We start from the raw sequence: 26,667 nt of genomic DNA, 5'->3' as shown, positions 1-26,667 counted from the left end.
AAATAAACTTATACTATGTCCCTCCGCCATGAGAATTCAAGCACATAGCTCGGTTCCATAGTGGAAGGCCACACACTTTCTTTTGTAGAACACTGGCAATATGCGACCAACCACCAGCTAATTGAGTTTGTATATACTTTTTTTTAGCTCAAATAGCAGCTCTGCTAGACCTTGTCCCTCAACCGCTGAAAGTCCAACTCCGATAGCTCTTTCAATTTTTTCATGCAAAGATGCTAAAGGTGGATGCATCCCATTAATAGCGTAAGACCTTTCAAGCATCTCGAATGAAAGTTCTTTGTAAGTCTTAGCCCCTTCAGGCGAACAATGTGAATATTTTGCAAAGCTAAGTGAGTCGGTGCTAATCTGTACGTACGTGAGATGAGCAGAGTAAATAAAACCTGGAAGTGATGGATTAATTATCGGCAGTATCTTGCCTACCAGATATCTATCAATCCGAGCGCCTTTCCATTGATTACAATGCACGCATCCAACCGTCAGATTGTCAAGTGAGAAGGTAAGTGACGAGTGCTTTGACTTCGGAAGAACGTGCTCTATATGCCACGCCCAGCCATAATGTCCAACAGGGCGACGGCAATATGCGCAAGATCCAGCACATTTATTGAATAGATGATTTTGTACGCGCTGCCTAAGGTTTTTATATGTTGCTCGCTCAACCGGACTAAAATCAAATGTCCTAGAATCAGCCTCCCCTCTTTTGAAGGTCTTTGAAGCTGCAGGTGCGGAAAAAGCCGACCAAGCCTCACCTCCGTCCATATCCTTGCTTCTTATCAGATCAATAAGCTTTTGCAGATGATTTTCTTCGTCGCCGTCTACACAAAGAGATTTCATATTGAAATCTTATCCTTGATTGATTTAGTTAAACCTTTCTGTACAAACTTAATAGCGGCCTGGATCTGCTTTTCAGCTTGCTCGGATAATCCCATTGCAGAGCTCAAGCTGCGCAACAGTTTTATCGCTTCGGCTCGTTCAGTTGCGCCTTCGGCGTAATCAAGCACGGTATCAGCAATCTCCACGCTCACTTCCCGAGTCTGATACGGTGAAGTATGGAACTGCCGTAACACCAACTGCTCATGACTTGCAACCTTCACAAAACTATAGAATTCATACGACACACCTTTATTATAATTTTCTTTTGAGCTTGCCTTTACCCCACCATCAACCCGAGCATCCAATACGGCAACGACATTATCGGGATTACCGTCTGTGCGCACTCCTTCGCTGATCATAATAGGAGAGTGAGTTGCAATAACAACATGAAACCTGTCGAGTCTCGACAATATCTTCAGTATGGTTTTGTGAAATTCCATTTGCCAATGCAAGTGCAAACTTAGCTCCGGCTCGTCTATTAAAAAAACCGTGCGCTCCTCCATCACACTAAGTATTTTGGCAAACATAAGCAGGCGATTTTGCTCACCAGTGCTTAGACCCTCAAACTCCGTAACTAAGCCGCGTTTATTTTTAATTTTTAGTTTTATTTCAATATTCGCGTCGAGATATACAATTAATGCTGGCATTTGCGCCGAAGACAACTGATCGAAACGTCCGTTACCTTGAGCTATTCTGTTAAGCATTCCTAATGGTCTCGCGCGTAGCAAACCAAGTTCCTCCGCTTTGCTGCGTAACCGGATTGCATCCCGCAGTTCCTCATTAAAGCTTGGTTGCAAATACGCGACTGACTTTTCACCTATAGAGAACGTAATTTCTAAATTAACGGATTCGCAGAGCACTTTGAATAGCGCCCTATCAATCAGCATGGCTTGGAGTATGTAGCGGCTGAGATCCCGCTCGATAGCTGTTAAAAACACAGCATTTCTTGCATTCCGGGCACCCATATATTTTACATTTCCGTGATCGCCGTATTGAAATCGATCATGAATAGAACTGGCAATACAGGCAACTATGCTTCGTGGCTGCTTAGACTCTAATTTTTCAGATAGGGCACCAAGGACTCTACTTTTTCCCGAGCCATTATTTCCAATAATATATGTGAACTTTCCTTTGCCTTTACGAGCTGTTGAGTCTTCAATTCTATTAAGGATTGATTGAACCAATTCACCTGAAGAGTAATCCAAATCTAGCTCCATGCCTTATTCCAATTCAAATCATTTATAGTCTATAGCGCCTGTGATCGAATGCAATCTGAATAAGGTGCTAGCCTACTTAGCTACCCAATCGCAGGCTAAGTGGTGCAGAAGATATTGCCTGACGACAGGCCAAAAAATCAATAATGATTGCTAGGACATGTTTAGCCAGCTATCAAATGATCCATCAGAACTGTTCTTATTTCGGCGAGACGATTCGCCCGCCAGGATTGTGAATTTTTATTGCTCAAGGATTTTTTCGCTTGCGAACGCCCCGCTTGCGTTCAGGGTGTGTCAGGGCCCCGACTAGGTTGCCTGCGCGCTACCGGGCACCTAGTGAGAAATAACCAAAAGGGCTGAATTACTCTGCACGACCTCCGTTTTCAAAAGAGTCTATTGACCGACACTTAGGGCCCTAAGTCGGTGGGTTCCAGCACTGATCAGCCGAGACCACAGCTTGGCCCATAAAAAAGGGCCCCGGTGGGCCCTCCATTTGTACTCAAGAGATTTTACTGGGCCAGCCAGCTCTCGACTGTGTCGGAACCGTGTTCGGCTTTCCATTCCTTCAGCACTTTGTGATTGCCACCCTTGGTCTCAACCACTTCACCTGAATGAGGGTTTTTGTAAACCTTGACTGTGCGGGCTTTGCGGGTGCTCTTAGCCTCAGCAACAGCTGGAGCGCGGCGGCTATTGGACTGGGGATCCAGGATGGCGACAATGTTGCGCAAGCTGTAACCATACTCACCCAGCAGATCACGAAGCTTCTGCTCGAACTGGATCTCACGCTTCAGGCCATCATCGTTTTTCAGTGTTTCAAGCTCTGCCAACTGGGCAGCAAGCTGCTGTTCAAGCGCGCGAAATTCAGCGAGACGGGACATGTAACACCTCAGATATTTAGTGATGGCAGTATAGTCATCGCCATCCAAGGTACACAATCGAAGGTGTGCCGGATGCTTAACGCTAACGTGCTCCCCTAGCAGCCCGGTGTGCGTCGAGGTGCCGCATTTCAACCTGCCATTGAGCCAGAAATTTTTCCCAATCATGAGGGTACGGGCCTACGTTCAAGCGCGTCGACCCAATGCTCGCTTGCAGAAAACGCTCACGCCACGGCTGTGGAATGCTGGCCTCGCGCACAATGTTGATCCCGGAGCTATGGCGCTCAATCTGAACTGCCTTGCGGACAGTATCCAAATCGAGACTTGGATGACTATGGTTGAGGTCGACGCGCTCCTGGCCTTCGATGTCGTCGAGAACATCCACAATCGCGGCAGACTTCGGATCACCCGGTATCAGGTGCGACAGTGTCCAGAGCGCTTTGCGCCTGACAGACTCGCGCGAACGAAGATTATCGACCATGTCCAATGCCTCGATTGGAACCCGTTGCCAGCCGACGATAAAGGTCGGCCAGGAGACGAGCATTTAACAATGCATGGTGTGGAAGTTCTGGCAGCACCACGTCGCCGATATCATCCGCTTCGAGATGCCTGAACAGCAGGATCAGATTGGTTGCGCGATTAGCGAAGTGAGCTGGCCAACGGTTGTTAACGTAGGCCAGCTCGCAGAAAAAATCCCAATCCCATTCTGGAGCATTGGAGCAAACCTCGAGGGGGCCTTTCAGACCACTCAGGAAAGCAAGCAAGGAGGATTGGGCTTCGACCAAGGTTTGCCCGTGCGCAGCCAGGTTGAGCTGTGGCAGGACATTTTGAGTTACAAAGTCGCTGCAGTCTTGAGTCACGTATGTGTCTGTGAACTCGACGTAGTATTCGTGGCCGGCTTCGGACACGAGTGCCAGGGAAATCAGCTTCGTATCTCGGTTGAGCTGAGTGAACCCGCAGTCCAAAAATAGCTTCACCTTCTCCTCCATGTGAGCACCTGATTCATGCATCCCGGTGTACCTTTGGCAAAACGATCAACGCCAGCTGGTCTATTTTATGACTTCAACCGATTGCCCTGACGAGTCTATGCCTGCTCTCACGGCCAGGGAAATTTGCCACGTATTGCGCGAGGTCGCGTTTGGCCGGCGCGTGATGGTTAGAGCAAGCCATCAGACGTGGGAGGAGCTCTATGCAGGGATGTTCGTGGTCGACGTCGAGGGATGGAGCATCACGATATTCAACGACTGTGATGAGCTTGATTACTGCGAAGCGTGCGTGAGCTCGGATGGACGGCGCTGGTCGTCCGACTCGGGAGATCGATACGGGACTGACCCTATAGCGCTGCTTAGCATGTGGGAGCATCAGACGCTTGAGAGCCTGCTGAAGGCGCTCTAAAAACCATATTGAATAGTAGGCGCCTTGATGGGTCGGCTACAGTGAACCATGCCATGTCCTCAGTCGATGCGCTTTCATAATCGCGCCTTCAGCCTGCCTGCCTCATTTTCAGAGAGAGAAGCCATGACTTGTATTTTGGTTGCTCATCTAGGTGATGAGGTCATCATCGCTGCGGACAAACGTGTCACCGAAATCAACCAGGACGGGGTGAAAATCCCCTGCGGTGACAACGAGGAAAAGATCGTTAGGACTAAAATTGGCGTCATCACTGGTGCGGGCTCAATGGCGATGCTAGAGCCAGTCAAGTCCTTTGTCAGAGATCATGGTTTCAAGAGCCCTGATGATGTCTTGGACTTGATCCTACGTACCCGCGACTCGTTCTCCAAGCTCCATGCTGAAAATCCTCGCCTTCAAGCTGATCTAGCCGAAACCTCCTGGATGTTTACGTATCCAACTGTAGTGGACGATCAATCGGTTACTCGGTTCGTCTATTACCACCAGCAGCACGGAGCTGATTCGCTGAGGCGCTTAGATGTGGGCCGAGTGATGTGCTTCCCCGGCGGTTTTTCCTTGGAGCAAGCGCAGGAGCTGCAGGCCAAGCTACAGGATGTGGTAACTGCATCAATCAAATCGCTTTCTACTGATCAGCTGAGAGAGGTGGTGGTCACCTACATGCTTACGTTGATTAGCGAAGTTTCGGCCATCAGCGAAACAGTCTCGAGCACGTGTGACATCGCTCTTGTAGATGGTAGCGAGGTAATGGTTGCGATGTCAGCCTGGACGGGCGATCTGGCGCTTACGTTCGCTCCGATGGCCCACCAAGTGGCCGGTTAAACCGGAATGGGGCACGCCTTACGAGCATGGGGCGTAAACCAAGCCGCTCGCCCTTGCATGCGTCTTGGCTAAGAGACTTCCATCTTCCCATGGGCCGACATGATCCAATGTTCTGCAGGTGCCGGTCTTACATAGCTAGGCTTCCGGTCACGCTTGCATCGACAACCAATATAAACTGAGGTTGCCCCCTGTAACCGCCAAACCGTAGGAGCATTCACAATGCTGGCGACCGATGATCCATTCGAACAAGCAGAGCAATATCAGGCCCAGCGAGGTGAATGGGTGGTTGGCGGGCTGGAAACCCAGGTTTTCTGGCCGAATAGGGCTCAACTGATAAACTTTGAGGCGCTAGAGTTTCTGCTGCAGCCAGCTATATCTGAAGGGCAGCATCGGAGCCTCCCTGCAATCGCGCTTCGAGTTAATGGTCAAGGCATGACTGTCAATGAGGGGCGAGCTGCAGTGATGCGCCTGGCGACTGCAATTGCCTGGCGTGAGGGTGCGAAAGTAGAGATCGTCATGTGGGGTGGTGGTAGCCATCCACATCGAGTAGGCATGCTTCGCAACAATGCCTTTACCGAGTTTTTTTCTGACGAAAACCTCCATTCCCCTCAAAGCGATGAAGCCCGCAAAGCAATGGCCTACTATCGCGAAGGGCTGTCACTCGGTAATCCCTTCTACTCGTTTCTCGGATTCTACAAAGCGTTTGCCCGCTCTTTACCTGTTGGCCGAGAACGAGGGCCGTGGATCCAGCAAGCCCTCCCGGTATTAACGGAAAGAGACTCAATTGCCCGTCGTGATGAGTTGCAGGCTCTTGGCACCGACATTTCCGACTACCTAGCAACACAAGGCCGCCATGCTATCGCCCATGCCGAACGCGACGATATCGTAGATCCTGATGACCCGGATGATCACCAACGGATTCACATGGACAAGCCACTGATGAGACATCTTGCTGAGCTTGCTATGGAGGAGCGTCTTGGGGTGCAGCCACGATGGGCATATGAACGCGAGCACCTGTATGAGCTCGAAGGATTTCGTGCCCTGTTTGACCAAGAGCAGTTGGACGGCCTGAAGCGGGGTGAGCTGGCTCCGAACCGGCAATGCGAAATTCCTGATGAGTTTTACGTACTCGCACGCAAAGGAAAGTCATGCGCTCCCCTTGGAAATATGCGCCTTGTATCCGCTGGCATGGATAACGGAAAGGTAGGTGTTCGTCTGGAGTCGGCCAACGGTCGAGTGGCGTTTATTTTCTGGATGGATTTCAGAAACGAGCGTCTTCTAATTGATCCTCTCGCCGGTTGTGGCTTACTAAATGAGAGGCGTGATAGCAGAAGTGACATCCAGTCGGAACTCTCCCTTCAGGAGTTTAAATTCGCCTTGTACTGTAATGCGTCGGTGGAAATCTGGTCTTCAAATCTTCAACAGCGCTTAGGTAAATCAGAGCCTTTCATGCTCTTCAACGCAATGCCAGATTTGACGGGGCATCGTCAGATCATTGACGGGCTCAAAGCGTCATTGGAGGGGATGCCCCCTGAAGATGGTTGAACGCTACACTGCCGCGATCCTGGGTGGTGAAGCCCTTTCACATGATCACGCTTGCCTCAGCGCATTCTTGATACCCCCGACCACAGACGTCGCCCCTCAAAAACTGGCGTCACGCTGGATCCCTCACAGCCCTCTAGTCTGATGCCGGGACTGCGTGAATTACCTCAGATACGTCGATCTAAACCAAAACAAGCCCCGTATGCAGGCGGCTCCACGTCAAAGGAAAGGCTAACGCCATCGGTTCGCATCCGATTGCGTGAGTTCACGGTTCCGTGCCTTTACGAAGGCCCTCGGATACATGATGATAGCGTTTTGACTACCAGCTCGGGTTCATCATGGACGAATTTTGGAAAAGCGCCGTCAAGTATTGCGGCAGTGCGGCGCTAGCCGGCCTGTTGGGGTACACGGTTTATCCGCAAATCATCTCCTCACCTTACATCGAGAATTTGACGCATACCGAGCTGTTCGCTCTGATGTGCCTTCTGGTGGTCATGACCTTCGCGTTATGCGTGGCATTGATTAATGCCGGCACGAAAGGACGCTCTGGAAACAATACCGTCACCATCAAAGGTTCCACGGTTCATGGTTCAGTTCGGGCGGGCAACGACACAAACAACCCGCCCAAATGAATAAAGCAAGCATTTTGGGCTCCAGCATCCAGGGCGGCGTGCGTGTGGGTGATGATACAAACTACGTCATCAACCTACCTCCTGCAGATCCGACTGCAATTACTCGCGCACTTGCAAGAATCCAGGAGTTGAGTGAGCACGATGAAGATTTCGTGTACTTTATCGAGCGTCTGGATTTTTTTACCAACCAGAAAACTCAGTCTCCGATGATCGGTCTGGAGCAAAAACTCAAAAACGGGGGCCGTGAGGATTTGCTAGAGGTAGCAATCGAGCGAAAAGATGCCTTTGCGAAGAGGTTAATGAAGTCCCAGCTCAATCGAAGACGACAGGCTATCTTTCTCTACATTCTCCAAAAAATTAGTTTTGGCTTCGAAGAATCGATTCGACCACTAATAAAACAAGGTGTTCCTAATGATGTTATCGATGGGGCAATCCTGAACGGTATTGTCGATACCATTTACCGGGAGGTTATGGCGGAAGACTTCACAATAGATCAATACATGATTTCAGGGATGCTATATTTTCTCACTGGGAAGTGCCACTTGATCTGGGAGAAGCCAAAATGCTGATGTATCACCCAGCCTTCGATGCAAACCACTGCCTTTACAGAACAGTATCAATTCTCAATGCAACTGGTAGCACGCCGATTAGTTGGCCCCTGTTTCGCATGCTTGATTTTTATTATTTGTTCCCTAGCCAGCTTAAGGCGATAAAACCGTGGCCTAGGGAAATCGGAAAATACAAATCAAAAACTGCTAACATTCAAGATCAGTTCGAAGATTTGACAAATCCCGCTCGCACATTCTTTGACCTCCAAAGTTTCCAAAAGGCAGCAACACTCGAGCTTATTGCGAAAGGTTGTTTATCGAAATCCAAATTCGACAAAGGCATCATGCAGTTAGAACCAGACGCTTTGCCGCCCGGTTATATTGCACTCCTCGAAACCGATGAGTTTTTGAAGAGCGACGCATTCATAGTCATTACAAAAGCTCTACCAGAAGCACCTTTTTACGGATCGAACGGACTCAAATCTCGCTCCGGCCTAATGGAATTTATCTATGACATCTAAGCCTTCAACATTATTTGTGAACCGATTCATAATCACCAGGTCGGGCAAGGCGGTATATGACGCAGTGTTCCACAAGGGCGTCAATATAATCCGAGGTGCTAACAGTGTCGGAAAGTCAACGATCATGGACTTTCTATTTAGCTGCCTAGGTGGGGATATAGCCGAAGATCGATGGAATGAAGAAGCACAAACCTGTGATGGCGTTTTTGCCGAAATTGAGATTAACGGTCACGTGATGACCATACACAGAACGGTAGAGCCTGGAAAGAAGCCACCCATGAGCTTTTTCGGAGGGTCATACAATGAACTCCGCGAAGCAGGCACGTCAGCCGTGTGGCAAAAATATGGTTTGATTCGAACCGACGAAAAATTGAGCTTTTCTCAACAAATCTTTGAGTTACTAGATTGGCCTCATGACCAAACTGACGACTTTGCCAACTTGACCATTCATCAGATCTTGCGACTGATTTATGTTGACCAAGGCACCGCAGTCAACAAGATCTTGAGGGCCGAGCACACAACCTTCGACAAACCTAGCATGCGCCAGGCAATAGGTGACTTCCTACTCGGCCTTGATGATCTTGGGATTTACTCGCTGAAGCAAAAGCTCGCAAAAGCCGAATCAGAATTCGCCAAAATTGATGGACAATTAGACTCAATCTATAGATACGTATCGCCATCCGAAGGCACGTTGCGTGAGACCTCACTCAATACTGCCATCAAAAATTCAAATATCGAACTACAGGAGCTTCTAGCGGAACGCGAGCGCCTGATTGTCCAGCCTGAAGAGACCTCTGACGCGGCGCTTAATGTAGAGGCGGAGAAGGCGGCTAAAGCCATTGGTGAGCTCTCTAAGGAAATCGACATTCGAACTGCTAAGCAAGCGGAGATGGTGAATGAAATAGTAGAATCCGAACTTTTCATTTCGGCAATAGACTCCAGAATCAAATCCCTCAAAGAATCGAAGACAGCCTATGATTTTTTTGGCGAAGTAAGATTTAAGTTTTGCCCAAGCTGCCTTTCCGCCATTACCAATCACGAGAGAGATCAGTGCCACCTGTGCAAAACCGAGATTGATACAAACTCTAGAGAAGCCTCTTATTTAGCAGCCTTAAATGAGCTGATTTTTCAAAAAAAGGAAAGCACTCAAGTATTACTTGAAATGAGGACGAAATTTAGTGAGCATTCTCACTATCTGGAATCTAACCAGCTTGCACTTCAAGCTTTAAGGGCCAAGCATGTCACGACTTTACGTATAAGCTCCGGCCGAACTCTGAGACTTAACGAGATATCTGCAAAAATCGGAAGCGTAGAGGAGCGAATTAAAAATTACGACACCAAAGCCAAGCTGGTTGCTGCGATAGAAGGTCTCATCGAGAAGAAACGGGTTCTTAATGAGTCCATCCTAAATCTGGCAGAAGACATCAAGATTAAGAAGAGTCAAACAAGCACGCGCAGAGAAACTGTTGAAAGCCGCATATCTGAAAAGACAGTCGAATTACTGAAGCAAGACGGTGGTTTCGAGCCAGCCTTCAATGACGCCGAATTGGTGATGTTCGATTTCGGCAAAGATTTTATGCTTGTTGATGGCCGTTCAAAATTTTCCGCAAGTTCGGAAACGATCCTTAAGAACAGCTTTCATCTTGCTATTCTACTGGAGTCGCTGGAAGATCAGACGATGCGTTACCCTAGGCTTCTGTTGCTGGACAACACAGAAGACAAGGGAATGAACTCCGACCGCAGTCAAAATTTCCAGCGAGTTTTGGTAGAGTCCCTGTCGCATCATAATTCCACGCCCTTTCAGGTCATCATGACGACCTCCATGGTTGACCCGGTTCTAGATAAGACTGCACTTTGCGTAGGCCCGCATTATGCGAAGGGGATGCACACGCTGAATCTGTAGCGAGCCTGTGCAGTGTAATGTCGAGGTCGAGGTCGAGGTCGAGGTCGAGGTCGATGAGTGGTTTCCCGCTCCTCAGGATAAAGAAGGGCTTCTTAAGCTTTTAGATTTGACCAAGCCGAGACTACTTGAAGTGGGCAGGCTGGGAAAATGGAAGCTTGGCTTACCTCACAGTGAACTTGCCAGGGCTGTGGGTACAGGAGCCCGCCCTACCGGCCAAAACTAGGCGTGTAACCGCTCAATTCAAGGACGAAAAATGCTCCCACCAATGGCAAACCCCAACCTCGATATCAGCGCCACTGAATTCGAGTGCTTGGTCAGGGACTGGATCCTCAAACAGGGTGGTGAACTGACATCGCTGGAGGTGAAGCACGACGTAAAGGTCGAGGCCTACGACTCTAGCTACCAGATCGACGTGCTGGCGAAATTCCAAGCCTTTGCAGGGGCCGAATTTATCGTGCTGATTGAGTGCAAAAAATACCGAAGCGCGGTCGAGCGAGAGCTCGTTCAGGTACTGCACGACAAGGTTAGATCAGTCGGTGCTCATAAAGGCATGCTGTTCACCACGACTGGTTTTCAATCCGGCGCTATAAAATACGCTAAAGCGCACGGCATAGCTTTGGTGTCAATAATTGAAGGCGCAGCCACCTACGAAACCCGCTCCGCGTATCCAGTCGCGGCGCAGCCACCGGCTTGGCTCAACCTGCCGAAATTTGCGCTCTGGCATGTTGGTGAGAATGACGCCGGAAGCATCTCGATTAAGTCATTGGGCCGTGCTCCTACGGAGGTCAACGAGATGTTCAGCTAGAAATCGGTCAGGACAGCCTCAGCTTCACCCCGAGGTTTAGCTTATGCGAGGTAGCGGTTGTAAACGGGTACGAACGCTCCACCCCAGCAACACAAAGCTTCCTCCCAGCAGACCGATATATCTCAGATCGATGTGGTCGATCAAAAAGCCTCCGGCCAAAGCTCCCAGCATAATCCCAAGATTGATAGCAGTGACGTTGACGGCACCGATTAGCTGCGCGCTACTGCCCGCTCTTCGCAGGACATCAATACCCATCAACAACCCAGTCATTGCGTGACACCCACCCACTGCGGCAACTGCAAGGGGTAGAAGCCACATTTCATCGCCCAACAAGGTGATAGCTGCCAGTGATCCGGCCAAGATCAGGAGTAGACGCTTGAACAAGGCGTCTAGGGGATTGGGAACTTGCTTGGACAGCACCAGGTTGCCCACGATGTCCGCAACACCATAAAGCGCCAAAATCATCGTTACCTGTACAGCAGGAAAGCCCGTATGTCGGATCAAGAAGGTGGCGAGGTAACTGAACACGGACATGATGCCGCCGAATATCAGCACCGAGCTCAACAGCATCAGCACGATATCCTTCTTCCAGATTTCGCTCAGTCGGCTCAGCAATGTGGTAGCTGGCCTTGATGCATTTGACTCAGGTGGACGGATCCACTTGATGACCATCAAGAGCGCCACCGCGCTCAAGCCAGACATCAAAATCAATGCTCCTTCCCAATGCCATAAATCACTGACAGCCTTTCCGACGGGGACACCTACAACGGAGGCAATCGATACGCCAATCAAAACCCTGGAAACCGCGAGGCTCTTGGTCTGATCTGAGGACATCGCAGCTGCAATCAATGCAGCATTCGTCCAGAAGATTGCGACCCCTACCCCGCCTAAAGCACGTCCGATCAATAGCAAGGGAAAGTTCTCAGTCAAGGCCGCAACGGTGTTACCTAAAAAGAGCGCAACGCAGGCCGCTATCAGCAACGAGCGCATGCGCACACGATGTGTAAAGGCCGCAATTACAGGGGCACCGATTCCCATCCCCAAGGCAAATGCTGTGATCAGCCAGCCCGCGTTTCCGACGGTTATGTGCAGACCTGTCGCGATTTCAGGTAGAAGGCCAGCTACGATGAATTCTGATGAGAGCATCACAAAAGCAGTAAACGTCAGTACGTACACTTTCGGGTTTAGCGAATTGGTCATTTGTCCTCTGTTCTAGATGGTGGGGCTGCGACGAGAGGCAGCTTGATGCGCTGATGCTTGAGGAACCTCAAGCCAATTCGTCCCGGCGATGGAGGACTGGTGATCTATACCAGGAGGGCAGATTCTACTTTGGAAGCCTGGCTCTAAATGTGCGATATGAAATACTCAGGGTGTCAGCGACCACTGGTAGGTCAGCGGACGTCCGAATTCGCAGCGCATTATTTTAATGGAAATACCGCCTGCTCACCCTTGAATTTCTATCAACGCGACGTTCGACACGGCGCAACAATGCCTATTATCGCCCGAGGATCGCACGATTAGGCGGGCAGCCCACAGAAGCATATCTAGGAAAAACATTGCTCGCCCCGATGATTGAGCGGGGTAGGCTTTACGACGGACTGGAGCCCGCGTCGATTTCCCGTTGACGTTTTCGCTCAAGATACCGTTTGTGCATGATGGTCTCCCCTTGATCCTCCAGCCACTTCACCAATGCCGACACCTGAGAAATGGCATGCAGGAATTTCTCGGTAGTGATGTGAATATGGGGTCGGTACAACCATTGCCGGCTCTCCCCATCGGATTCCTCAATCAGGCTTTTCTCCCGATCACTCACGAAAAAGGGGCTCGGCATCTTTTGCAGCGTGTCGTCAGAATATCGAGATGTCTCAAACACCAATGAGTCGGGGTGTTGGATGCTGTTCCTGGCCAGAACGAGTTCTTCAATCAAAGCGAAATCGAAGGGGCCATCCTCAAACCGGTCTGAGCCATGGGCCAAATAGAACGCCCGGTAGCCGTTTGGCCACCCCCCGTTTTTGAATGCTGATTTAAGTGAAGGCCCAGGAGCGGGCCCCAGCTGGCGCTCCCACTCAGTGAAGTACAGGTGTAGCGACGCAGCAATCATTGATAAACATGCGCTACCTAAAACTTGTACTGACGAATCAGCTTCCAGCCACTCACTCAGATAGGCCGGCTCACCATCTTCAATGTAGGGTGGAATGAAGGGATCTTCCTCGCTCTCAATTTTCCTTTTGCGATCCTCAAACGGGTTGGCCCCATTCAGATAGAGCTGTTCTATGAAGGCGAGCCGCTGTTCAAGGAAGAACCGAATATCCATTTCGTTGCCCCGCTAGATGATTGTCATTGCTCATTCCGCACTTAAGCGCGGACTCGAGCGACCTTATCACGGCTGCGTCGGAGTGGACGACGCATCCACTGAGGTGATTAGGTCTGCCTGCCAATCATCCAACGGCCTCAAGGCAATGCGGTTGCTGTCCCCCAGTCCGTGTATCCCTTCGCACCACCACCGTAATAGTCGTCACGAGTGGACTCTGTGAGCGGCAGCTTTTGCTTGAGCCGCTCTACGAGGTCAGGGTTGGCAATGAATGGCCGCCCAAATGCCACCAGGTCTACCAAACCTTCTTCTCGGCGCTCGATGGCGAGTTCGAGGTCATAGCCATTATTGCCCATGTAAACGCCCTTAAACCGCTTCCGCAGTGCATCCAGATCAACGCCTTCAGGTAGGTCGCGAGAGCCTGCCGTGGCACCCTCAACAAAGTGCAGGTAAGCAAGGTCATAAGCATTCAGCCTGTCGATCAGGTACCCGTAAGTCTCCATGACCTGGCTGTCCATCGGAGTGTTGCCGGCATCGGGCGTAGTCGGCGAAAGGCGGATGCCAACGCTACCGCTATCCCACACCTCAAGCACCGCCTCCACGATCTCGCGCGTCAAGCGTGTACGATTTTCGATGGATCCACCGTACCGATCCGTGCGCTTATTCGTGGAGTCGCGGATGAATTGGTCGAGCAGATAACTGTTGGCCGAATGTACCTCGACCCCGTCGAACCCTGCCCGCTTGGCGCACTCAGCGGCATGCCTGTATTGCCCGGACAGGCTAGCGACTTCGTCTGTAGTCAGTGCCCTGGGTACCGAGACCCGCTCGAATCCGTTTTCTGTAAACGTATGCCCTTCAGCTTGAATCGCAGACGGTGCGACTGGAGCGCCACCCTCCGGCTGAAGAGACGTGTGAGAAAACCGACCAACGTGCCAAAGCTGGCAAACAATCTTGCCGCCAACCTCATGCACCGCATCCGTCACCAGTTTCCATCCGGCAACCTGTTCATCACTCCAGATACCAGGGGTATAGGCATAACCTCTCCCCTGCAAAGAAATATTTGTAGCCTCGCTGATGATCAGCCCGGCAGTCGCCCGCTGGGAATAGTAGGTTGCGTGCAAAGCCGTCGGCACGCCATCTGAGCCCATGCGGCTCCTGGTCAATGGGGCCATCGCTATCCTGTTGGAAAGCGACAGATTACCCACGGTGATAGCGTCGAAAAGGTCAGTAGAACGGGGAAGGGTCGACATTTTTGATCTCAAAAGACGTATTTGGCCCACACCCTACGTACCAATTCAGCGCAGGTGAAGATCGTCCCTGAGCACAACACTGGTTCTCCTAAATTACCAATCCGACAGGGAATACCAGCCAGCTTATGAAAGTCATCCAAAGATTTTTGATAGTCTAACTTCCAATTTCCGTGGGTGTATCTGATGGACGTCTTTCACTCGATGCAGGTTTTTGTCAGCGTCATCGAAACCGGCAGCTTCACCAAGGCCGCGCAAGCTCTACACCTGCACCGCCCCGCCGTTTCCAAAACGATTCAGCTCCTCGAACAACAATTGGGTGGTCGGCTGCTCAACAGGACGACGCGTCAGGTAAATCTGACCCCTGAGGGTGAGGCGTTTTATGAACGTTGCAAAACGATCCTGGCCGACGTTTCGGAGACCATGTCTTCTCTGGGCAATCGCCCTGCCCGCCTTATCGGAAAGCTTCGTGTAGACATGCCGGTTAGCCTTGCGAAGCTCTTGATTATTCCTGCACTGATGGACTTTCAAAGTCAGTACCCAGGGATTGAGCTGACCATCGGAGCGAGTGATAAACCCATCGACATGCTCAGTGAAGGTGTTGACTGCGTGGTCAGGATGGGGGAGCTTGAAGACTCCAGCCTAATCGCCAGCAGTATTGGCTATCTGCCAATGGTGACATGCGCTGCTCCCTCCTATCTTGGGAGCTTTGGAACACCTCAAACCCTAGCTGACCTGGAAACACACCGCGCCGTAAATTACTTTTCAGGCAACAACCCGCGCCCTATCGAGTGGGTGTTCACAGTGAACGGCCAAGTGAGAGGAATGCGGTTGGAGTCAGGAATCAGAGTCAACGACACTGAGGCGTTTGTGGCTTCGGCGTTGGCTGGCTTTGGATTGCTTCAGGGGTTGGAGATATCTGTACGCAGCCATTTGCAGGATGGTTTGCTTGTACAGGTGCTCAGCGAAATTGAGGTTCCAGCAAAGCGGGTTTCGATCTTGTATCCGCACCGCGAACTTTTGCCACCCAAAGTGGCAGTCTTCATAGAATGGTTGAAAGCGCTGATGGCTACCCACCATCTGGCGTGATGCCAATTGGTATTTTCTGGATAACAGTGTGTGACTGCAGGCGATCTTCCTGAAGCCGCTGCGAGCGATTAGTTTTGACCTTTTCCGTATCGCAGGAACTGGCAATGTCTAAAGTCGTTCGTTTTCACCGCATGGGTGGCCCAGAAGTCCTACAAATTGATGACGTGGATGTGCGAGCACCTGCCGCCGGCGAAGTGCGCATCAAGGTGAAAGCACTCGGGCTGAACCGTGCCGAGGCCATGTACAGGTCGGGCCAGTACACCTTCACCCCGGACATGCCAGCGATCCTCGGGTATGAAGCTGCAGGCACTCTTGAATCGGTCGGTGAAGGTGTCTCTGGACATGCCGTAGGCGACGAGGTGAACGTCATACCAGCGTTTTCTTTTGCGGATTACGGAATGTATGGAGAGCTCGTCGTTGCTCCGGCACACGCGCTTGTGAAGCAGCCAGCAGGACTGACATCCATCCAGGCGGCTGCGACATGGATGAAGTACGTAACTGCCTACGGCGCGCTGGTAGACATCGGCAACCTGCAAAAAGGCGAAACCGTATTGATTCGTGCGGCATCGAGTAGCGTTGGGTTGGCGGCCATTCAGATCGCGAACCTCTTAGGTGCTATTCCCGTGGCATTGACCCGTACCAGTGAAAAACGACAAGCACTTCTGGATGCCGGCGCTGCGCACGTGATCGCAACGTCGGAGCAGGATCTGGTAGCTGAAGTGAATTTTTTAACTGAGGGCAAAGGCGCGCGGATGGCGTTTGATCCAGTCGGCGGCCCTGAGGTCGCAAACATCCTTCGAGCCCTTTCGTACTTGGGTATTTTTTTCCAATACGGAGCGCTTGAAACCACCGACCTGAGTGTTCCAGTCATGGAATTGCTGGGCAAAGACCTGACCATTCGCGGCTACCAGCTCTTTGAGATCACCCAAGATCCTGAACGTCTGAACCGTGCCAAAGACTTCATCGCTAAAGGGCTTGAAAGTGGCTCCCTGCAACCAGTGGTTTCAAAAACGTTCCCGTTCAGCGAAATAATTGAAGCGCACCAATACATGGAGTCGAATGCGCAGATCGGGAAAATAGTTATCGAAATATAATCCATGCTCGACGTAGTCAGTCGTGCTAATCAGCTGTCTCGGATTGCTTCACAGAGGGCAGCAGTCCCTGACAAATGTCGCGTTCGCTCTGGGGCTAATTGGCGAAGCTAATTCAGCTGTCGTACCCGAGGATCAATGCATCAAAGTCGATCAACGCTTGCGCCACTGCGGTAGGGTTTTCCTCTGAGAGCCAGTGGCCTGCCTTATCAATGGTGACAAAACTGACGGAGTCAGCCACCTCCTCCATCATGAGTTTCATGATCGTGCTGAACGCGCTCGATTCTCCTGCCAAGGCGAGCACCGGGATTTTTGTCTTCCCATGCGCAGCTAATTGAGCACGATTGAATTCAGCGTCGACGGTAAAGGATCGGTACAGCTCGAACCCCGCTCTCATTCCACCAGGCCCACTGAAGCTGGAAATGTAGCTGGCTTTGGTTATCTCATCGATGGCTCCTGCATCGTAGGCAAGGTCGTGCCAAAAGCGCTCAAGGTAATAAGCCTCCTTTCCGGCTGTGAGCGCCTCGGGCATATCCGGAGCTTGATGAAAGTGGAAGTGCCAAACGCGTCGGTCATCCATACTTACCCGATCAAACGCCGCAGTACCTGGCAGTGGCGCGTCAAGGACAGCGAGCCCTCTGGTGGACTCAGGGTATTTGCGAGCAAAGGCGTAGGCGATCATCAGCCCAATATCATGTCCGACGATTAGAGCGGGTGCCGCAACGCCAGCATCCTGGAGCACGCTGAAACAATCCTCCGCCATTGTGCTTTTGTCATACCCGTGAAGTGGCCGACTCGATCCACCCGCGCCTCGGACGTCGGGCGCGATTACTTTGTACCCCTGCTTGACCAGTGGGCCTACGATTCTTCGCCACGCAATCGCTGTCTCCGGGTAGCCATGGATGAGAAGGACAGGTTTACCCCCGCTCCCCGCCACGCCGTAGCGAATCCTCACTCCATCGCCCACGTCTACCGAGCACCAGTTCATTTCATAGCTTTCGGACTCTTTCAATGGTTGCTCCTATAACTCATGAGACGAGGGATACCTATTAAGGCGAGGCTCTCTTTAAGAAAGCCACACCTTCGTGGGGCACCTTGCGTTTATTTCAAGCGAGCATTTTTTGCATGCCGCTGAGCCTTCACGACTTCTGGGGTCGTACGGTTTTCAATTGCCTTTTGCTTGGTTTCTTCGTCGCCGCCGACGACATGATCAACATCGTTCATTAGGGCCTCAAAGCCTTGACGAGCGACCTCAGTTTTGTCGTTCTTCTTCGATTCGCCGATAGCGCTGTTGGCCATGCCAGCGTTCTTGTGGAACTCGCTATCAGTCGCACCAGGTAGCAAAGCAGTCACCGTGACGCCGGTCTCGCGAAGCTCTTCACGCAAGGACTCGGCGAAGGAAAATCCGAATGCCTTCGATGGGCCATAGACCGTTTCGTAAGGGGTCGGCTGAGTCGCGGAAATTGAGGACGTGATGAGGATACGGCCCTTCCCGTTCGCCACCATGTGTTGAGCAACTCGCTTGGCCATGTGCACCGTACCGGTGATATTGATAGCGATCAGTTTGAAGTCATCTTCAAGCTTGTTATCAATGAAGGCCCCACCTTGACCGACCCCCACGTTAAGCGCAGCAGCTTCAAGTGGACGATTCAGCGATACGACGAAATCCCAGAGGCCTTGAACGCCCTCGTAGGTGGCCGCATCGGCCCGATGTGGGAAGCATTCCACTCCTAACTTCTTGATCTCTTCCGCAGATTGCTCAACTTTGTCACTCGAACCAGAGATCACCAGGTCAAATCCGTTCTGCGCGAACTGCTTGGCCAGTTCAAAACCGATCCCTGAAGAGCCTCCAGTTACTAGAGCGAGTGGTCGTGTAACAGTCATGGTTTTCTCCTCTGGGGTAAATGTGTGTCACTTACCATCGGAGAGTCGCCAGAGCCGAACGATCCATGAGATGGATTCAACGGAGCGTTGGTGCGCATACAACGTCATCGCAGTTCCCTGACGGTCGGACGCTGTACCCCTAGCTTACAGAGGAACAGGAAATGTCGAATTTGGAAAACACCGTAACCATCATCACTGGCGCCTCATCAGGTATCGGTGCTTCCACGGCGCTGAAGCTCGCCGGGAAAGGCAGCAAGATAGTCTTGGCAGCTCGGAACGAGGAAAAGCTTCAGAAACTCGTGTCGCAGATAAAGGATGCAGGCGGTGAAGCGTCGTACCACGTCACCGATGTTTCCGAACGCTCCAACCTTGAGGATCTTGTCAAATTCGCTGTTTCCAAATACGGAAAAGTAGATAGCCTGGTTAACAACGCGGGGCTGATGCTGTTTTCTGATTGGAAGGATGTTGCTGTCGATGACTGGGATCAGATGATCGACACCAATATCCGTGGATATCTGCATGCCATCGCGGCAGCTCTGCCGGGCATGATTGCGCAAGGCCACGGCAAGATCCTCAACATGTCCTCCGTAGCCGGGCTTCATGTCGGTGGTTCAAGCGGTGTCTACAGCGCGACGAAGTTCTTCATCAGAGGCATCACCGAAAGCCTACGCAAGGAAGTTGGTGTCGAGCATGGCATCCAGGTCTCGATGATCAGCCCTGGCGTGATTGATACCGGCTGGGCGGACAAGGTCAACAATAGTGAAGGCAAGAAGGCAGCACAGGAGCTCAACAAGATTGCCATTACGCCCGAGCAGGTTGCCGATGCCGTGGCCTATGCCCTAGACCAGCCTAACAACCTCACCATCAATGACATCGTTATTCACCCGACCAAGCAGGACTGGTAATGAAAAGCCGACGGCCAACCAGATTGGCCGTCGGCGAGGCTAAGTCTTGCAGACTTGGACTAATCGTCCTGAGGTTCTACCCCTGAGCCAGGTCGCGCCCCTTTCGCATGCAAGCGTGCCGTCACAGTGTCAGGAAGAAGGTTGTTAACGACATTGCCGATGAACTTGCTGTCGGGCTTGCCCGCAACGATTCGATCCTTTCCTGCTTTCATCGCTTCGTACCCTTCCTCCGCCACTTTCGTAGGCGCAGCTTTGGGGCCCAGCCCAAGCTTGCTCGTGTCCATTCCTGCTCGATGCCAGAAGTTTGTATCCACCTCTCCAGGCAACAACAGAGTCAGGCTAACGCCGCTGTCTTTGATCTCCGCTTTCACAGCCTCTACGAAGGAAATCAGAAATGCCTTCGTCGCACCATATACCGCTTCATAAGGCGTAGGCATCGTTCCGGAAATCGACGCGGTGTAAAGCAGGCGTCCTTGGCCACGCGCGACCATGTCTGGAAGCAATAACTTTGTGAGATGCACCTGAGACGCCGTGTTGAGCTGGATCAGCTTCATTTCGTCTTCAAGCTGGGTACCGCCAAGGAAAAACCCGCCTAGGCCTAATCCTGCGTTTAGCGCTGCTGCATCCAGTGGACGTCCCGATGCGTGTACCGCCTCTACAACGCGCTCTACGCCTTTTGACTCAGTCAGGTCGGCTTTGACAATGATCGCATCGGCTCCAGTTGCACGGACTGCATCAGCAGTACGCTCCAAGCCATCATTTTTGCCTGTTGCCGTGATGATCAGGTCGTAACCATCAGCCGCGAACAAGCGCGCCAGCTCGTAGCCAATGCCACTGGATGCCCCGGTGACCAGAGCGAGTGGACGTAAGTCGGTCATGGTGATGCTCCAAAAATAGAGTTAGCAGTCGAGGGCGTCGGCTGCTTCAGTGAGAGAGTCGACGATCACATCCCAGTCTTGCTCAGCAATCAGATCGGACGTCTGGCCCGGCCCATGCTCGGACGGGCGTCGAATGAAAACGGACTTAAGCCCGTTGGCGCGCGCAGCAGCCAAGTCAGAATTGTGAGCGGCAACCATTGCGACTGCCTCAGGTGCCAGGCCCACTGCTTTGGCAGATTTCAGGTAGGCCTGCGGCTGTGGCTTGTATGATCCAGCAACTTCGGCGCCTAGGATTACGTCCCAGGGCAGCCCACCGAATTTGGCTAGATTGAGCATCCCGGCGATATGCCCGTTAGACAGAGGGCCAATAGAGAATCTGCGCTTCAGACGCGTGAGACCGGCCACAGAGTCAGACCATGGATCTAACCGCTCCCAAGCCTTGTTCAGCTCCGTCAGCTCTGCATCAGTGATCTGCGCAAAATCTACGTCGTGGCTGGAAAGTACCGTCTCTAGATTTTCCCGATTAAGAACGTTCAGAGTCACAAAAGGGCGCTCCCCTGACCGCACACGTTGCATAGACGGTTGGTATAGCCCACGCCATTGATCCGCAAATACAAGGGGGTCTAGGTTCAACCTGTGGCGTTTGAGGAAGGGTGCAGCCGCTCGCGCAACGCCACTTCGCCAATCGACAACAGTGCCAAATACGTCGAACCCTAGAAAACCTACTTCTTCTAGCTTTGCCATCTGGTCGCCCCCTAGGTATGCGTCGTGAGTTTTAGTCATACAGAAAGACATTGCCCCAGCGAATGGGGCAATGAGTGCTATCCGCCTTCCGGCTGCACGAAGGCAAACGTCTACGCCAGATCAGGCTTTCTTTTCTACTTCTGTCAGCCACGAATAAGCAGGCTTGAAGCCCAGTACCCGCTTCGCCTTGTCGTTCGAAAGTAAAACCTCGTTGCCGATGATCTGCTTGCGGCGCTCGATGTTCGGGTAGTGTTGATCGAGCAGCTCGCTACTTGGCGTACGCATGACGGTCTCATCGTTGGTGATGAAGAACTCGTCCTTGCCCCGAACATCGTGATGCAACGCCAACTCGATGCCCTGCGCTACGTCACGGTTATCAACATACGTCCAGAAATTCCACAAACGGACGGTTGGATCGTCCTGCCAAGTCTCGAACTTGGCGTACTCTTCCGGGTTCATGACATTCGAAAGACGCAGGCAAGTGATTCGCAGGGACGGATCGTTCAGGCAGAACTGACGCGCCATTTCTTCACCTAGCACCTTGGTAAGTGAGTAGACGTTGTAGCCTCGCATCGGATAATCCTCGTCCACTGGGACGTAAGGAGCATCCGTTTTGTCGTATGGCACACCGGTACCTACTTCACTTGCCGCCCAGATAATGTTTTTGATGCCAAGGCGACGGCAAGACTCGAACACGTTGTAGGTAGCTACCATGTTCAGACGGAATTCATCGCTGTCAGGAATCATGCGAGGGTGCGGCATGCTGGCAAGGTGAATAACCGCATCAAAGCCTTTTGGCTCTGGGCGGGCATATACGTCTTCACCAACCGATGACAGGGCATCCAACGCCTGACCGAAGTCCTCAAGGTCGGCCTTCATCATTAACTCGTCCGGATCCAGTGGGTCGTCCCTATCAATCACGAATACGTCGTAGCCCTTCTCTTTCAGATATGGCACCAGAACCTTACCGACCTTACCGTGGCCACCTGTGACTGCTACGCGCTTGATTGTTTGAGACATGTGTCCTCCAGGGCTATGAGCGAATGATTTCGCCCTACCCCGTTACTGACTCCCACCTACATCGAACAACCCTTCGATTTAGGTCAACGCGGCATTGAAATCAGCTCAACACTGACTTCAACCAAGGGTGCGTTGGGGGAGAACGACATTCGGAATGACTGAACAGACATCAATTTGATGGAGGGCTCATGAAATACGTGAAACTTGGTAGCACGGGTCTGGATATCTCCAGACTGTACCTAGGCTGCATGACCTTCCAAGATCATGGCGCCGGTACGCACCCCTGCGCCTACGCACCGATTACGTCGATCTGTATCAGATTCACCGCTGGGACTATGGCACCCCTATCGAAGAAACCATAGAGGCGCTTCACGACATCGTGAAAGCGGGAAAAGCCGGATACATCGGCGCTTCATGCCTGGCAATTCGCCAAAGCTCAGCAGATAACTCACGCAAGGGGCTGGAGCAAGTTCGTGTCCATGCAGAACTACCTCGACCTTGTGTATCGAGAAGAGGAGCGGGAAATGGTTCCGCTCTGCCTTGATCAGGGCGTGGGTTCGATGCCTTGGAGCCCTATGGCGCGGGGCTGTTTGACCAGACCCCATGGCCAACTGACCGAGCGCGTCAAGACCGAAATTTCGGGACAATCGTTTTACCAGGCCACTTAAGTCGAAGACGGTCGCGCGATTGACGTCGTCGAGCAGGTGGCCAATGAGAAAGGTGTACCGACGGCACAGGTAGCTCTAGAATGGGTGCTAGCTAAACGAGGGGTGTCAGCCCCTATCGTGGGAGCGTCCAAAGTGCATCATCTGGATGACGCTATTGCTGCGCTGGACGTAGCGCTCAGCGACGATGAGATCAGACGCCTTGAGGCCCCTTGCGTGCCTGGATTTGCATAGATCGGATTGCATAGATGGATTTCTAGCGGGAATGGCGCCGATTGTCGGATCCAGCCTGTATTATTAACAAAGCCTACATTGAAGGCGTCACAAAATTGCAGGGAGCAGCTAACTTTGCCGAGCCGGACGGATGCTGAAATTTATGATTTAGCCAACAATGTGCTGGCCGGAATAACTCAAAACCTGACAGATACAATTTATAAAGATCTCCATGGTTCCCTGTCGTTCGGTTGGGCACCCGCACTGAAATTCAATGCATGGGCAGAGTCCGGCACTGTAGACGGCGGCCCTCCCCAGCATAATATTGTTCTGCACTACGAGCTGGCGCGCCTCCTCTACCGAGATGCAGAGGCCTTTTGCTCATTCGCGTCGGATGGACAAACGAAACGCCTGATTCAAACAAAATTTGCTGATGACGCTACCGATCTCCTTCCTGAGTGCTTTACGCTTGAGGATTGTATCCAAAACATGTTCCTCGGGTCGCTGACATGGGTTTATTTCCATGAGCTCGGGCATCTGATGCAAGAGCACGGGAGAGTTAGAAATGACAGGGGCTCGACTGCTGCTACAACGGCCATCCAGGAGCTTGACGCTCATGCCGCTCAAATCCTTACCGGTCGGAAGGCTTCCATTTCTCACGCTACAGAGTTAGCGGCTGACTCGGAGGCAATTACTCTGTGTCTGATTGAATCAGCTCGGCACTTTTTGGAAGGGCCACTCGTGGATGAGAGTGATGGTGCTGAAGTATTTATTGGCAGTGTATATTTGCTGACTTGCAGCCTCGCCTGCATTTTTTACCGATTCAACGCCGGCTCTAGTCCCCAAGTCGTTACCCCTATAACCGGCTCCCATCCCAGCCCTATCTATCGACTTGAACGTAGTGCGCCTCATATTTACGAGCTCACTGAGATCCTACTGAAAGCATTTGAGTTTGATGGGCAACGCAGACGTCTGGTCAGCATGACGAAACAAGCAGCAGATCTAGGGTCTTTTTTTTGGAACTACAGCAAGGGAGTCGCCAGTGATGAAACCATTCATCTTTTCGTCAAAGGATTCATGCAGCGACCAGATTTCAAGCCCTACTCAAGAGAAATTCTAACTGTTTGGGACGAGATTTATCCCAGCATAATGGCCTCACGGCATTTCGGCCCGCCGTTCGGAGTGATGGAGTTCACTCAAGAATTCCGGGACTTTGTTTTCAACGATTAATCCAGAACACAGCTGCAGGTTCAAACTCGAACTGGATCGAGATGTGTGTCCGTTTCAGAAGGATATAGGGCACAGGGCTTGGGACTAGACCTTATCCCAAGACCCTCTTCGGAAGCGCTTAGCCGAATGTGCTTGGGTCTGGGCCGAGTCGCTTGCCACTATCCAATGCCGCGATGGCAGAGAGGTCGGACGCATCCAGTGCGAAGTCGAAAACATTGAAGTTTTCACGAATACGTTCAGGCGTTACTGATTTCGGGATCGCAATGAGCCCGAGCTCCAGGTGCCAGCGAATGATGACCTGAGCAGCCGTCCTACCATGCTTCTGAGCAACCTCCAGAATGGCCGGATTCGTCAATGCACTGCCCTGACCCAACGGGCTCCAGGACTGCGTGGCGATGCCCATCGACTCATGAGCACTTCGAAGGGCTGCCTGCTGCATGAAAGGATGTAGCTCGATTTGGTTCAAGACCGGTGCGACCCCGGTCTCATCGATCAATCTTTGCAGGTGATCTTGGTTGAAGTTCGAGACGCCAACGGATCGAGCTTTTCCGTTGCGTTGCGCGTTGATCAATGCCCGCCAGGTATTGACATAGTTATCCTGGCTGGGTGTGGGCCAGTGAACGAGAAGCAGGTCGACGTATTCCACGTTTAATCGCTCCAGGCTTTCCTCCAATGCCGCAGTAGCTGCATCGAAACCGTGGGCGTCATTCCAGATCTTGGTGGTCAAGAAGACCTGCTCTCGGGCCGTGCCGGCGTCTCGAAGCCCCTCACCTACACCTTTCTCATTGCCATAGATCGATGCAGTATCGACGTGACGATAACCTTCTTCCAAAGCGGTACGCACCGCAGTACGTGCATCCGTATCACTGGCTTGCCACACCCCCAAACCGACTTGAGGAATGCGCTGTGTATCAGAAAGCTGGATGGTCAGCTGAGGCTTTACCATGGATCAAACTCCTTTTTCATAACTGAGTCACCCTCATAGGAACAGCACGACCGTGCGGGCTCGCCGCCCTAAGTCAGGCCGTATAACTACGTCCTTGCACCACTCGACGAGCGTTTCTCTACACCAATAGAGATGGCAAAAAAAACGATCCCGAGAACAGCCAAGGCAGCGCCAACCCAACCTGTCGATGCCCATCCTAAGCCACCAGCGATGGCCAGCCCCCCAAGCGACGCACCTACGGCGTTCGAAATATTGAAGGCGCTGTGATTTAACGCGGCTGCAAGCGTCTGAGCTTTGCCGGCAACGCTCATCAGACGTACCTGGAGCGCAGGTACTAGAGCGAATCCGCAGCCGATGAAAAAGAGCACGGCTAGCGTGCCGATTCCTGAGGATGCGAATACGGAGAAGAAGCCCAAGAAAACGGCATTCCAGATCATGATGTAGAAAATCGCAGGAACCAACGCACGGTCAGCCAGCCACCCACCCACAAGGTTGCCGACAATCATGCCAATGCCCCAAAGCGCCAAAACCATAGGCACTTGACCGGATGTGAAGCCGGTCACCTCTGTGAGCGTGGGGGTGATGTAGCTGTACACAGAGAACATGCCCCCGAAACCGATGGAGGCGGTCGCAAGTGTGAGCCAGAGCTGAGGTTTCCTGAGTCCGCTGAGTTCAGATTTTGGGCTAGCAGATTCATCTCGGGGGACGGTAGGAATGAAAACCCAGAACAGAAGAATGGCAATGGCACCACCGGCTGCTAATGCTCCAAATGCGCCACGCCAGCCGACAAGCTGACCGATCCAGGTTGCAGCGGGAACCCCGACGACATTGGCCGCTGCCAGCCCCGCCATCACGTAACCTGCGGCTTGAGCTTTTCGGTTTTCGGCCACCATGGATGCCGCCACCAGGCATGCGACTCCGTAGTAGGCGCCATGAGGTAAGCCCGCAAGGAATCGCGCCCCTAGCAACGTGGCGTGGTTCCAAGCAACGGCGCTCGCTCCGTACCCGACCGCAAACAACGCTAGCAATGCGATCAACAGCGCTTTACGAGGCCATCGTGCAGCAAGGATAGCAATCAAAGGTGCACCCACCACGACACCCAAGGCGTAAGCCGTGATGTAGCCCCCTGCAACGGGGATAGAGACATCGGTGCTCGAAGCTAGACCTGGCAGCAAGCTCATGGAGGCGAACTCCCCTGTGCCGATGAATAGCCCACCTAGGCCAAGCATAGTGATAGCCATGCCGGTACCGTGTGGCACGTCGACTGCGGGCTGATCTTGCAAAGTG

26 protein-coding genes and 1 pseudogene are annotated in these 26,667 nt (G+C 52.1%); 12 read left to right on the top strand and 15 right to left on the bottom strand.

Translation table 11 applies throughout. The features are described 5' to 3' along the window. Window positions 1–117 precede the first annotated feature (117 nt). The 5 genes from AA0Z93_RS14600 to AA0Z93_RS14580 form a co-directional block, all read right to left on the bottom strand. A complete protein-coding gene (locus tag AA0Z93_RS14600) occupies window positions 118–849 on the bottom strand; it encodes an HNH endonuclease (protein WP_413048184.1) in 732 nt (243 codons plus the stop codon). After that, window positions 846–2,105, bottom strand: coding sequence for an AAA family ATPase (locus tag AA0Z93_RS14595; RefSeq protein ID WP_413048185.1), 1,260 nt, complete (start codon window positions 2,103–2,105; stop codon window positions 846–848). Before AA0Z93_RS14595 ends, AA0Z93_RS14600 begins: the two co-directional genes overlap by 4 nt. Before the next feature lie 506 nt (window positions 2,106–2,611). Next, complete coding sequence (locus AA0Z93_RS14590; protein ID WP_413048186.1) at window positions 2,612–2,980, bottom strand: histone-like nucleoid-structuring protein, MvaT/MvaU family; 369 nt, start codon at window positions 2,978–2,980, stop codon at window positions 2,612–2,614. An 82-nt stretch (window positions 2,981–3,062) separates the two neighbouring features. Further along, window positions 3,063–3,458 carry a hypothetical protein gene (locus AA0Z93_RS14585; protein WP_413048187.1) on the bottom strand — a complete coding sequence of 132 codons (396 nt, stop codon included), beginning with the start codon at window positions 3,456–3,458 and terminating at the stop codon, window positions 3,063–3,065. After that, window positions 3,448–3,966 carry a hypothetical protein gene (locus AA0Z93_RS14580; protein WP_413048188.1) on the bottom strand — a complete coding sequence of 173 codons (519 nt, stop codon included), beginning with the start codon at window positions 3,964–3,966 and terminating at the stop codon, window positions 3,448–3,450. The genes AA0Z93_RS14585 and AA0Z93_RS14580 overlap by 11 nt, the downstream gene beginning before the upstream one ends. Window positions 3,967–4,438: 472 nt before the next feature. Between AA0Z93_RS14580 and AA0Z93_RS14575 the strand changes: the two genes are divergently transcribed. The 7 genes from AA0Z93_RS14575 (at window position 4,439) to AA0Z93_RS14545 (ending at window position 11,157) form a co-directional block, all read left to right on the top strand. Continuing rightward, on the top strand, window positions 4,439–5,206 hold the full coding sequence (locus AA0Z93_RS14575) for a hypothetical protein (RefSeq protein ID WP_413398532.1): 768 nt from the start codon (window positions 4,439–4,441) through the stop codon (window positions 5,204–5,206). 219 nt (window positions 5,207–5,425) lie between these two features. Further along, window positions 5,426–6,751, top strand: a complete 1,326-nt coding sequence (mauJ, locus tag AA0Z93_RS14570) for a methylamine utilization protein MauJ (protein ID WP_413048190.1) — start codon at window positions 5,426–5,428, stop codon at window positions 6,749–6,751. Between the two features lie 335 nt (window positions 6,752–7,086). After that, window positions 7,087–7,380 carry a hypothetical protein gene (locus AA0Z93_RS14565; RefSeq protein ID WP_413048191.1) on the top strand — a complete coding sequence of 98 codons (294 nt, stop codon included), beginning with the start codon at window positions 7,087–7,089 and terminating at the stop codon, window positions 7,378–7,380. Continuing rightward, entirely contained in the window at window positions 7,377–7,949 is a 573-nt protein-coding gene (locus AA0Z93_RS14560) for an ABC-three component system protein (RefSeq protein ID WP_413048192.1), read from the top strand. The genes AA0Z93_RS14565 and AA0Z93_RS14560 overlap by 4 nt, the downstream gene beginning before the upstream one ends. Next, on the top strand, window positions 7,943–8,449 hold the full coding sequence (locus AA0Z93_RS14555) for an ABC-three component system middle component 5 (RefSeq protein ID WP_413048193.1): 507 nt from the start codon (window positions 7,943–7,945) through the stop codon (window positions 8,447–8,449). The genes AA0Z93_RS14560 and AA0Z93_RS14555 overlap by 7 nt, the downstream gene beginning before the upstream one ends. 124 nt (window positions 8,450–8,573) lie before the next feature. Further along, window positions 8,574–10,352, top strand: a complete 1,779-nt coding sequence (locus AA0Z93_RS14550) for a hypothetical protein (RefSeq protein WP_413048194.1) — start codon at window positions 8,574–8,576, stop codon at window positions 10,350–10,352. Window positions 10,353–10,605: 253 nt separating this feature from the next. Next, window positions 10,606–11,157 carry a restriction endonuclease gene (locus tag AA0Z93_RS14545; RefSeq protein ID WP_413048195.1) on the top strand — a complete coding sequence of 184 codons (552 nt, stop codon included), beginning with the start codon at window positions 10,606–10,608 and terminating at the stop codon, window positions 11,155–11,157. Window positions 11,158–11,193: 36 nt separating this feature from the next. Here AA0Z93_RS14545 and AA0Z93_RS14540 read toward each other — a convergent pair whose 3' ends face one another. From AA0Z93_RS14540 to AA0Z93_RS14530, 3 genes are all read right to left on the bottom strand, one after another. Continuing rightward, the gene (locus tag AA0Z93_RS14540; protein ID WP_413048196.1) at window positions 11,194–12,357 is read right to left on the bottom strand and encodes an MFS transporter; all 1,164 of its coding nucleotides are present in this window, start codon (window positions 12,355–12,357) and stop codon (window positions 11,194–11,196) included. A gap of 388 nt (window positions 12,358–12,745) precedes the next feature. Further along, a complete protein-coding gene (locus tag AA0Z93_RS14535; protein WP_413048197.1) occupies window positions 12,746–13,471 on the bottom strand; it encodes a hypothetical protein in 726 nt (241 codons plus the stop codon). Window positions 13,472–13,608: 137 nt separating this feature from the next. Next, complete coding sequence (locus AA0Z93_RS14530) at window positions 13,609–14,718, bottom strand: alkene reductase (protein ID WP_413048198.1); 1,110 nt, start codon at window positions 14,716–14,718, stop codon at window positions 13,609–13,611. A 183-nt stretch (window positions 14,719–14,901) separates the two neighbouring features. Here AA0Z93_RS14530 and AA0Z93_RS14525 point away from each other — a divergent pair, with 183 nt between their 5' ends. After that, a complete protein-coding gene (locus AA0Z93_RS14525; protein ID WP_413048199.1) occupies window positions 14,902–15,804 on the top strand; it encodes a LysR substrate-binding domain-containing protein in 903 nt (300 codons plus the stop codon). 104 nt (window positions 15,805–15,908) lie between these two features. After that, entirely contained in the window at window positions 15,909–16,898 is a 990-nt protein-coding gene (locus AA0Z93_RS14520) for a zinc-dependent alcohol dehydrogenase family protein (protein WP_413048200.1), read from the top strand. Window positions 16,899–17,010: 112 nt separating this feature from the next. On the opposite strand, the gene AA0Z93_RS14515 is transcribed toward AA0Z93_RS14520, so the two are convergent. Together AA0Z93_RS14515 and AA0Z93_RS14510 are read right to left on the bottom strand one after the other, a co-directional pair. After that, window positions 17,011–17,907 (bottom strand): alpha/beta fold hydrolase, encoded by an 897-nt coding sequence (locus AA0Z93_RS14515; protein ID WP_413048201.1) that lies wholly within the window; start codon window positions 17,905–17,907, stop codon window positions 17,011–17,013. Between the two features lie 89 nt (window positions 17,908–17,996). Continuing rightward, on the bottom strand, window positions 17,997–18,779 hold the full coding sequence (locus AA0Z93_RS14510; RefSeq protein ID WP_413048202.1) for an SDR family NAD(P)-dependent oxidoreductase: 783 nt from the start codon (window positions 18,777–18,779) through the stop codon (window positions 17,997–17,999). Window positions 18,780–18,940: 161 nt separating this feature from the next. Between AA0Z93_RS14510 and AA0Z93_RS14505 the strand changes: the two genes are divergently transcribed. Next, window positions 18,941–19,684 (top strand): SDR family oxidoreductase, encoded by a 744-nt coding sequence (locus tag AA0Z93_RS14505; protein ID WP_413048203.1) that lies wholly within the window; start codon window positions 18,941–18,943, stop codon window positions 19,682–19,684. Between the two features lie 59 nt (window positions 19,685–19,743). Here the strand turns inward: AA0Z93_RS14505 and AA0Z93_RS14500 are convergent, their stop codons facing one another. The 3 genes from AA0Z93_RS14500 to AA0Z93_RS14490 form a co-directional block, all read right to left on the bottom strand. Beyond that, the gene (locus AA0Z93_RS14500) at window positions 19,744–20,562 is read right to left on the bottom strand and encodes an SDR family NAD(P)-dependent oxidoreductase (RefSeq protein WP_413048204.1); all 819 of its coding nucleotides are present in this window, start codon (window positions 20,560–20,562) and stop codon (window positions 19,744–19,746) included. 21 nt (window positions 20,563–20,583) lie between these two features. Further along, window positions 20,584–21,306 carry a haloacid dehalogenase type II gene (locus AA0Z93_RS14495; protein ID WP_413048205.1) on the bottom strand — a complete coding sequence of 241 codons (723 nt, stop codon included), beginning with the start codon at window positions 21,304–21,306 and terminating at the stop codon, window positions 20,584–20,586. Window positions 21,307–21,426: 120 nt separating this feature from the next. Then, the gene (locus AA0Z93_RS14490; RefSeq protein ID WP_413048206.1) at window positions 21,427–22,326 is read right to left on the bottom strand and encodes an NAD-dependent epimerase/dehydratase family protein; all 900 of its coding nucleotides are present in this window, start codon (window positions 22,324–22,326) and stop codon (window positions 21,427–21,429) included. A 188-nt stretch (window positions 22,327–22,514) separates the two neighbouring features. Here AA0Z93_RS14490 and AA0Z93_RS14485 point away from each other — a divergent pair. Both AA0Z93_RS14485 and AA0Z93_RS14480 read left to right on the top strand, forming a co-directional pair. Further along, window positions 22,515–23,225: pseudogene (locus AA0Z93_RS14485) on the top strand (aldo/keto reductase). Between the two features lie 114 nt (window positions 23,226–23,339). Continuing rightward, window positions 23,340–24,434 carry a hypothetical protein gene (locus tag AA0Z93_RS14480; protein ID WP_413048207.1) on the top strand — a complete coding sequence of 365 codons (1,095 nt, stop codon included), beginning with the start codon at window positions 23,340–23,342 and terminating at the stop codon, window positions 24,432–24,434. A 118-nt stretch (window positions 24,435–24,552) separates the two neighbouring features. On the opposite strand, the gene AA0Z93_RS14475 is transcribed toward AA0Z93_RS14480, so the two are convergent. Both AA0Z93_RS14475 and AA0Z93_RS14470 read right to left on the bottom strand, forming a co-directional pair. Beyond that, the gene (locus AA0Z93_RS14475) at window positions 24,553–25,380 is read right to left on the bottom strand and encodes an aldo/keto reductase (protein WP_413048208.1); all 828 of its coding nucleotides are present in this window, start codon (window positions 25,378–25,380) and stop codon (window positions 24,553–24,555) included. Window positions 25,381–25,466: 86 nt separating this feature from the next. Next, entirely contained in the window at window positions 25,467–26,621 is a 1,155-nt protein-coding gene (locus AA0Z93_RS14470; protein ID WP_413048428.1) for an MFS transporter, read from the bottom strand. Window positions 26,622–26,667 lie beyond the last annotated feature (46 nt).

This window comes from Pseudomonas phoenicis (assembly GCF_047302395.1).
Classification (GTDB): domain Bacteria; phylum Pseudomonadota; class Gammaproteobacteria; order Pseudomonadales; family Pseudomonadaceae; genus Aquipseudomonas.
Note: the sequence above shows the minus strand (reverse complement) of the source record. Positions and strands in the feature narration are given on the sequence as shown.

Bases quoted from the DNA above. Each gene is read 5' to 3' on its own strand.
- AA0Z93_RS14565 (WP_413048191.1), top strand. From the start codon at position 7,087: ATGGACGAATTTTGGAAAAGCGCCGTCAAGTATTGCGGCAGTGCGGCG.
- AA0Z93_RS14590 (WP_413048186.1), bottom strand. From the start codon at position 2,980: ATGTCCCGTCTCGCTGAATTTCGCGCGCTTGAACAGCAGCTTGCTGCC.
- mauJ (WP_413048190.1), top strand. From the start codon at position 5,426: ATGCTGGCGACCGATGATCCATTCGAACAAGCAGAGCAATATCAGGCC.
- AA0Z93_RS14525 (WP_413048199.1), top strand. From the start codon at position 14,902: ATGGACGTCTTTCACTCGATGCAGGTTTTTGTCAGCGTCATCGAAACC.
- AA0Z93_RS14585 (WP_413048187.1), bottom strand. From the start codon at position 3,458: ATGGTCGATAATCTTCGTTCGCGCGAGTCTGTCAGGCGCAAAGCGCTC.
- AA0Z93_RS14575 (WP_413398532.1), top strand. From the start codon at position 4,439: ATGCGCTTTCATAATCGCGCCTTCAGCCTGCCTGCCTCATTTTCAGAG.
- AA0Z93_RS14520 (WP_413048200.1), top strand. From the start codon at position 15,909: ATGTCTAAAGTCGTTCGTTTTCACCGCATGGGTGGCCCAGAAGTCCTA.
- AA0Z93_RS14580 (WP_413048188.1), bottom strand. From the start codon at position 3,966: ATGGAGGAGAAGGTGAAGCTATTTTTGGACTGCGGGTTCACTCAGCTC.
- AA0Z93_RS14560 (WP_413048192.1), top strand. From the start codon at position 7,377: ATGAATAAAGCAAGCATTTTGGGCTCCAGCATCCAGGGCGGCGTGCGT.
- AA0Z93_RS14470 (WP_413048428.1), bottom strand. From the start codon at position 26,621: ATGGCTATCACTATGCTTGGCCTAGGTGGGCTATTCATCGGCACAGGG.
- AA0Z93_RS14530 (WP_413048198.1), bottom strand. From the start codon at position 14,718: ATGTCGACCCTTCCCCGTTCTACTGACCTTTTCGACGCTATCACCGTG.
- AA0Z93_RS14545 (WP_413048195.1), top strand. From the start codon at position 10,606: ATGCTCCCACCAATGGCAAACCCCAACCTCGATATCAGCGCCACTGAA.
- AA0Z93_RS14495 (WP_413048205.1), bottom strand. From the start codon at position 21,306: ATGGCAAAGCTAGAAGAAGTAGGTTTTCTAGGGTTCGACGTATTTGGC.
- AA0Z93_RS14550 (WP_413048194.1), top strand. From the start codon at position 8,574: ATGGACTTTCTATTTAGCTGCCTAGGTGGGGATATAGCCGAAGATCGA.
- AA0Z93_RS14500 (WP_413048204.1), bottom strand. From the start codon at position 20,562: ATGACCGACTTACGTCCACTCGCTCTGGTCACCGGGGCATCCAGTGGC.
- AA0Z93_RS14475 (WP_413048208.1), bottom strand. From the start codon at position 25,380: ATGGTAAAGCCTCAGCTGACCATCCAGCTTTCTGATACACAGCGCATT.
- AA0Z93_RS14490 (WP_413048206.1), bottom strand. From the start codon at position 22,326: ATGTCTCAAACAATCAAGCGCGTAGCAGTCACAGGTGGCCACGGTAAG.
- AA0Z93_RS14595 (WP_413048185.1), bottom strand. From the start codon at position 2,105: ATGGAGCTAGATTTGGATTACTCTTCAGGTGAATTGGTTCAATCAATC.
- AA0Z93_RS14535 (WP_413048197.1), bottom strand. From the start codon at position 13,471: ATGGATATTCGGTTCTTCCTTGAACAGCGGCTCGCCTTCATAGAACAG.
- AA0Z93_RS14600 (WP_413048184.1), bottom strand. From the start codon at position 849: ATGAAATCTCTTTGTGTAGACGGCGACGAAGAAAATCATCTGCAAAAG.
- AA0Z93_RS14505 (WP_413048203.1), top strand. From the start codon at position 18,941: ATGTCGAATTTGGAAAACACCGTAACCATCATCACTGGCGCCTCATCA.
- AA0Z93_RS14510 (WP_413048202.1), bottom strand. From the start codon at position 18,779: ATGACTGTTACACGACCACTCGCTCTAGTAACTGGAGGCTCTTCAGGG.
- AA0Z93_RS14540 (WP_413048196.1), bottom strand. From the start codon at position 12,357: ATGACCAATTCGCTAAACCCGAAAGTGTACGTACTGACGTTTACTGCT.
- AA0Z93_RS14555 (WP_413048193.1), top strand. From the start codon at position 7,943: ATGCTGATGTATCACCCAGCCTTCGATGCAAACCACTGCCTTTACAGA.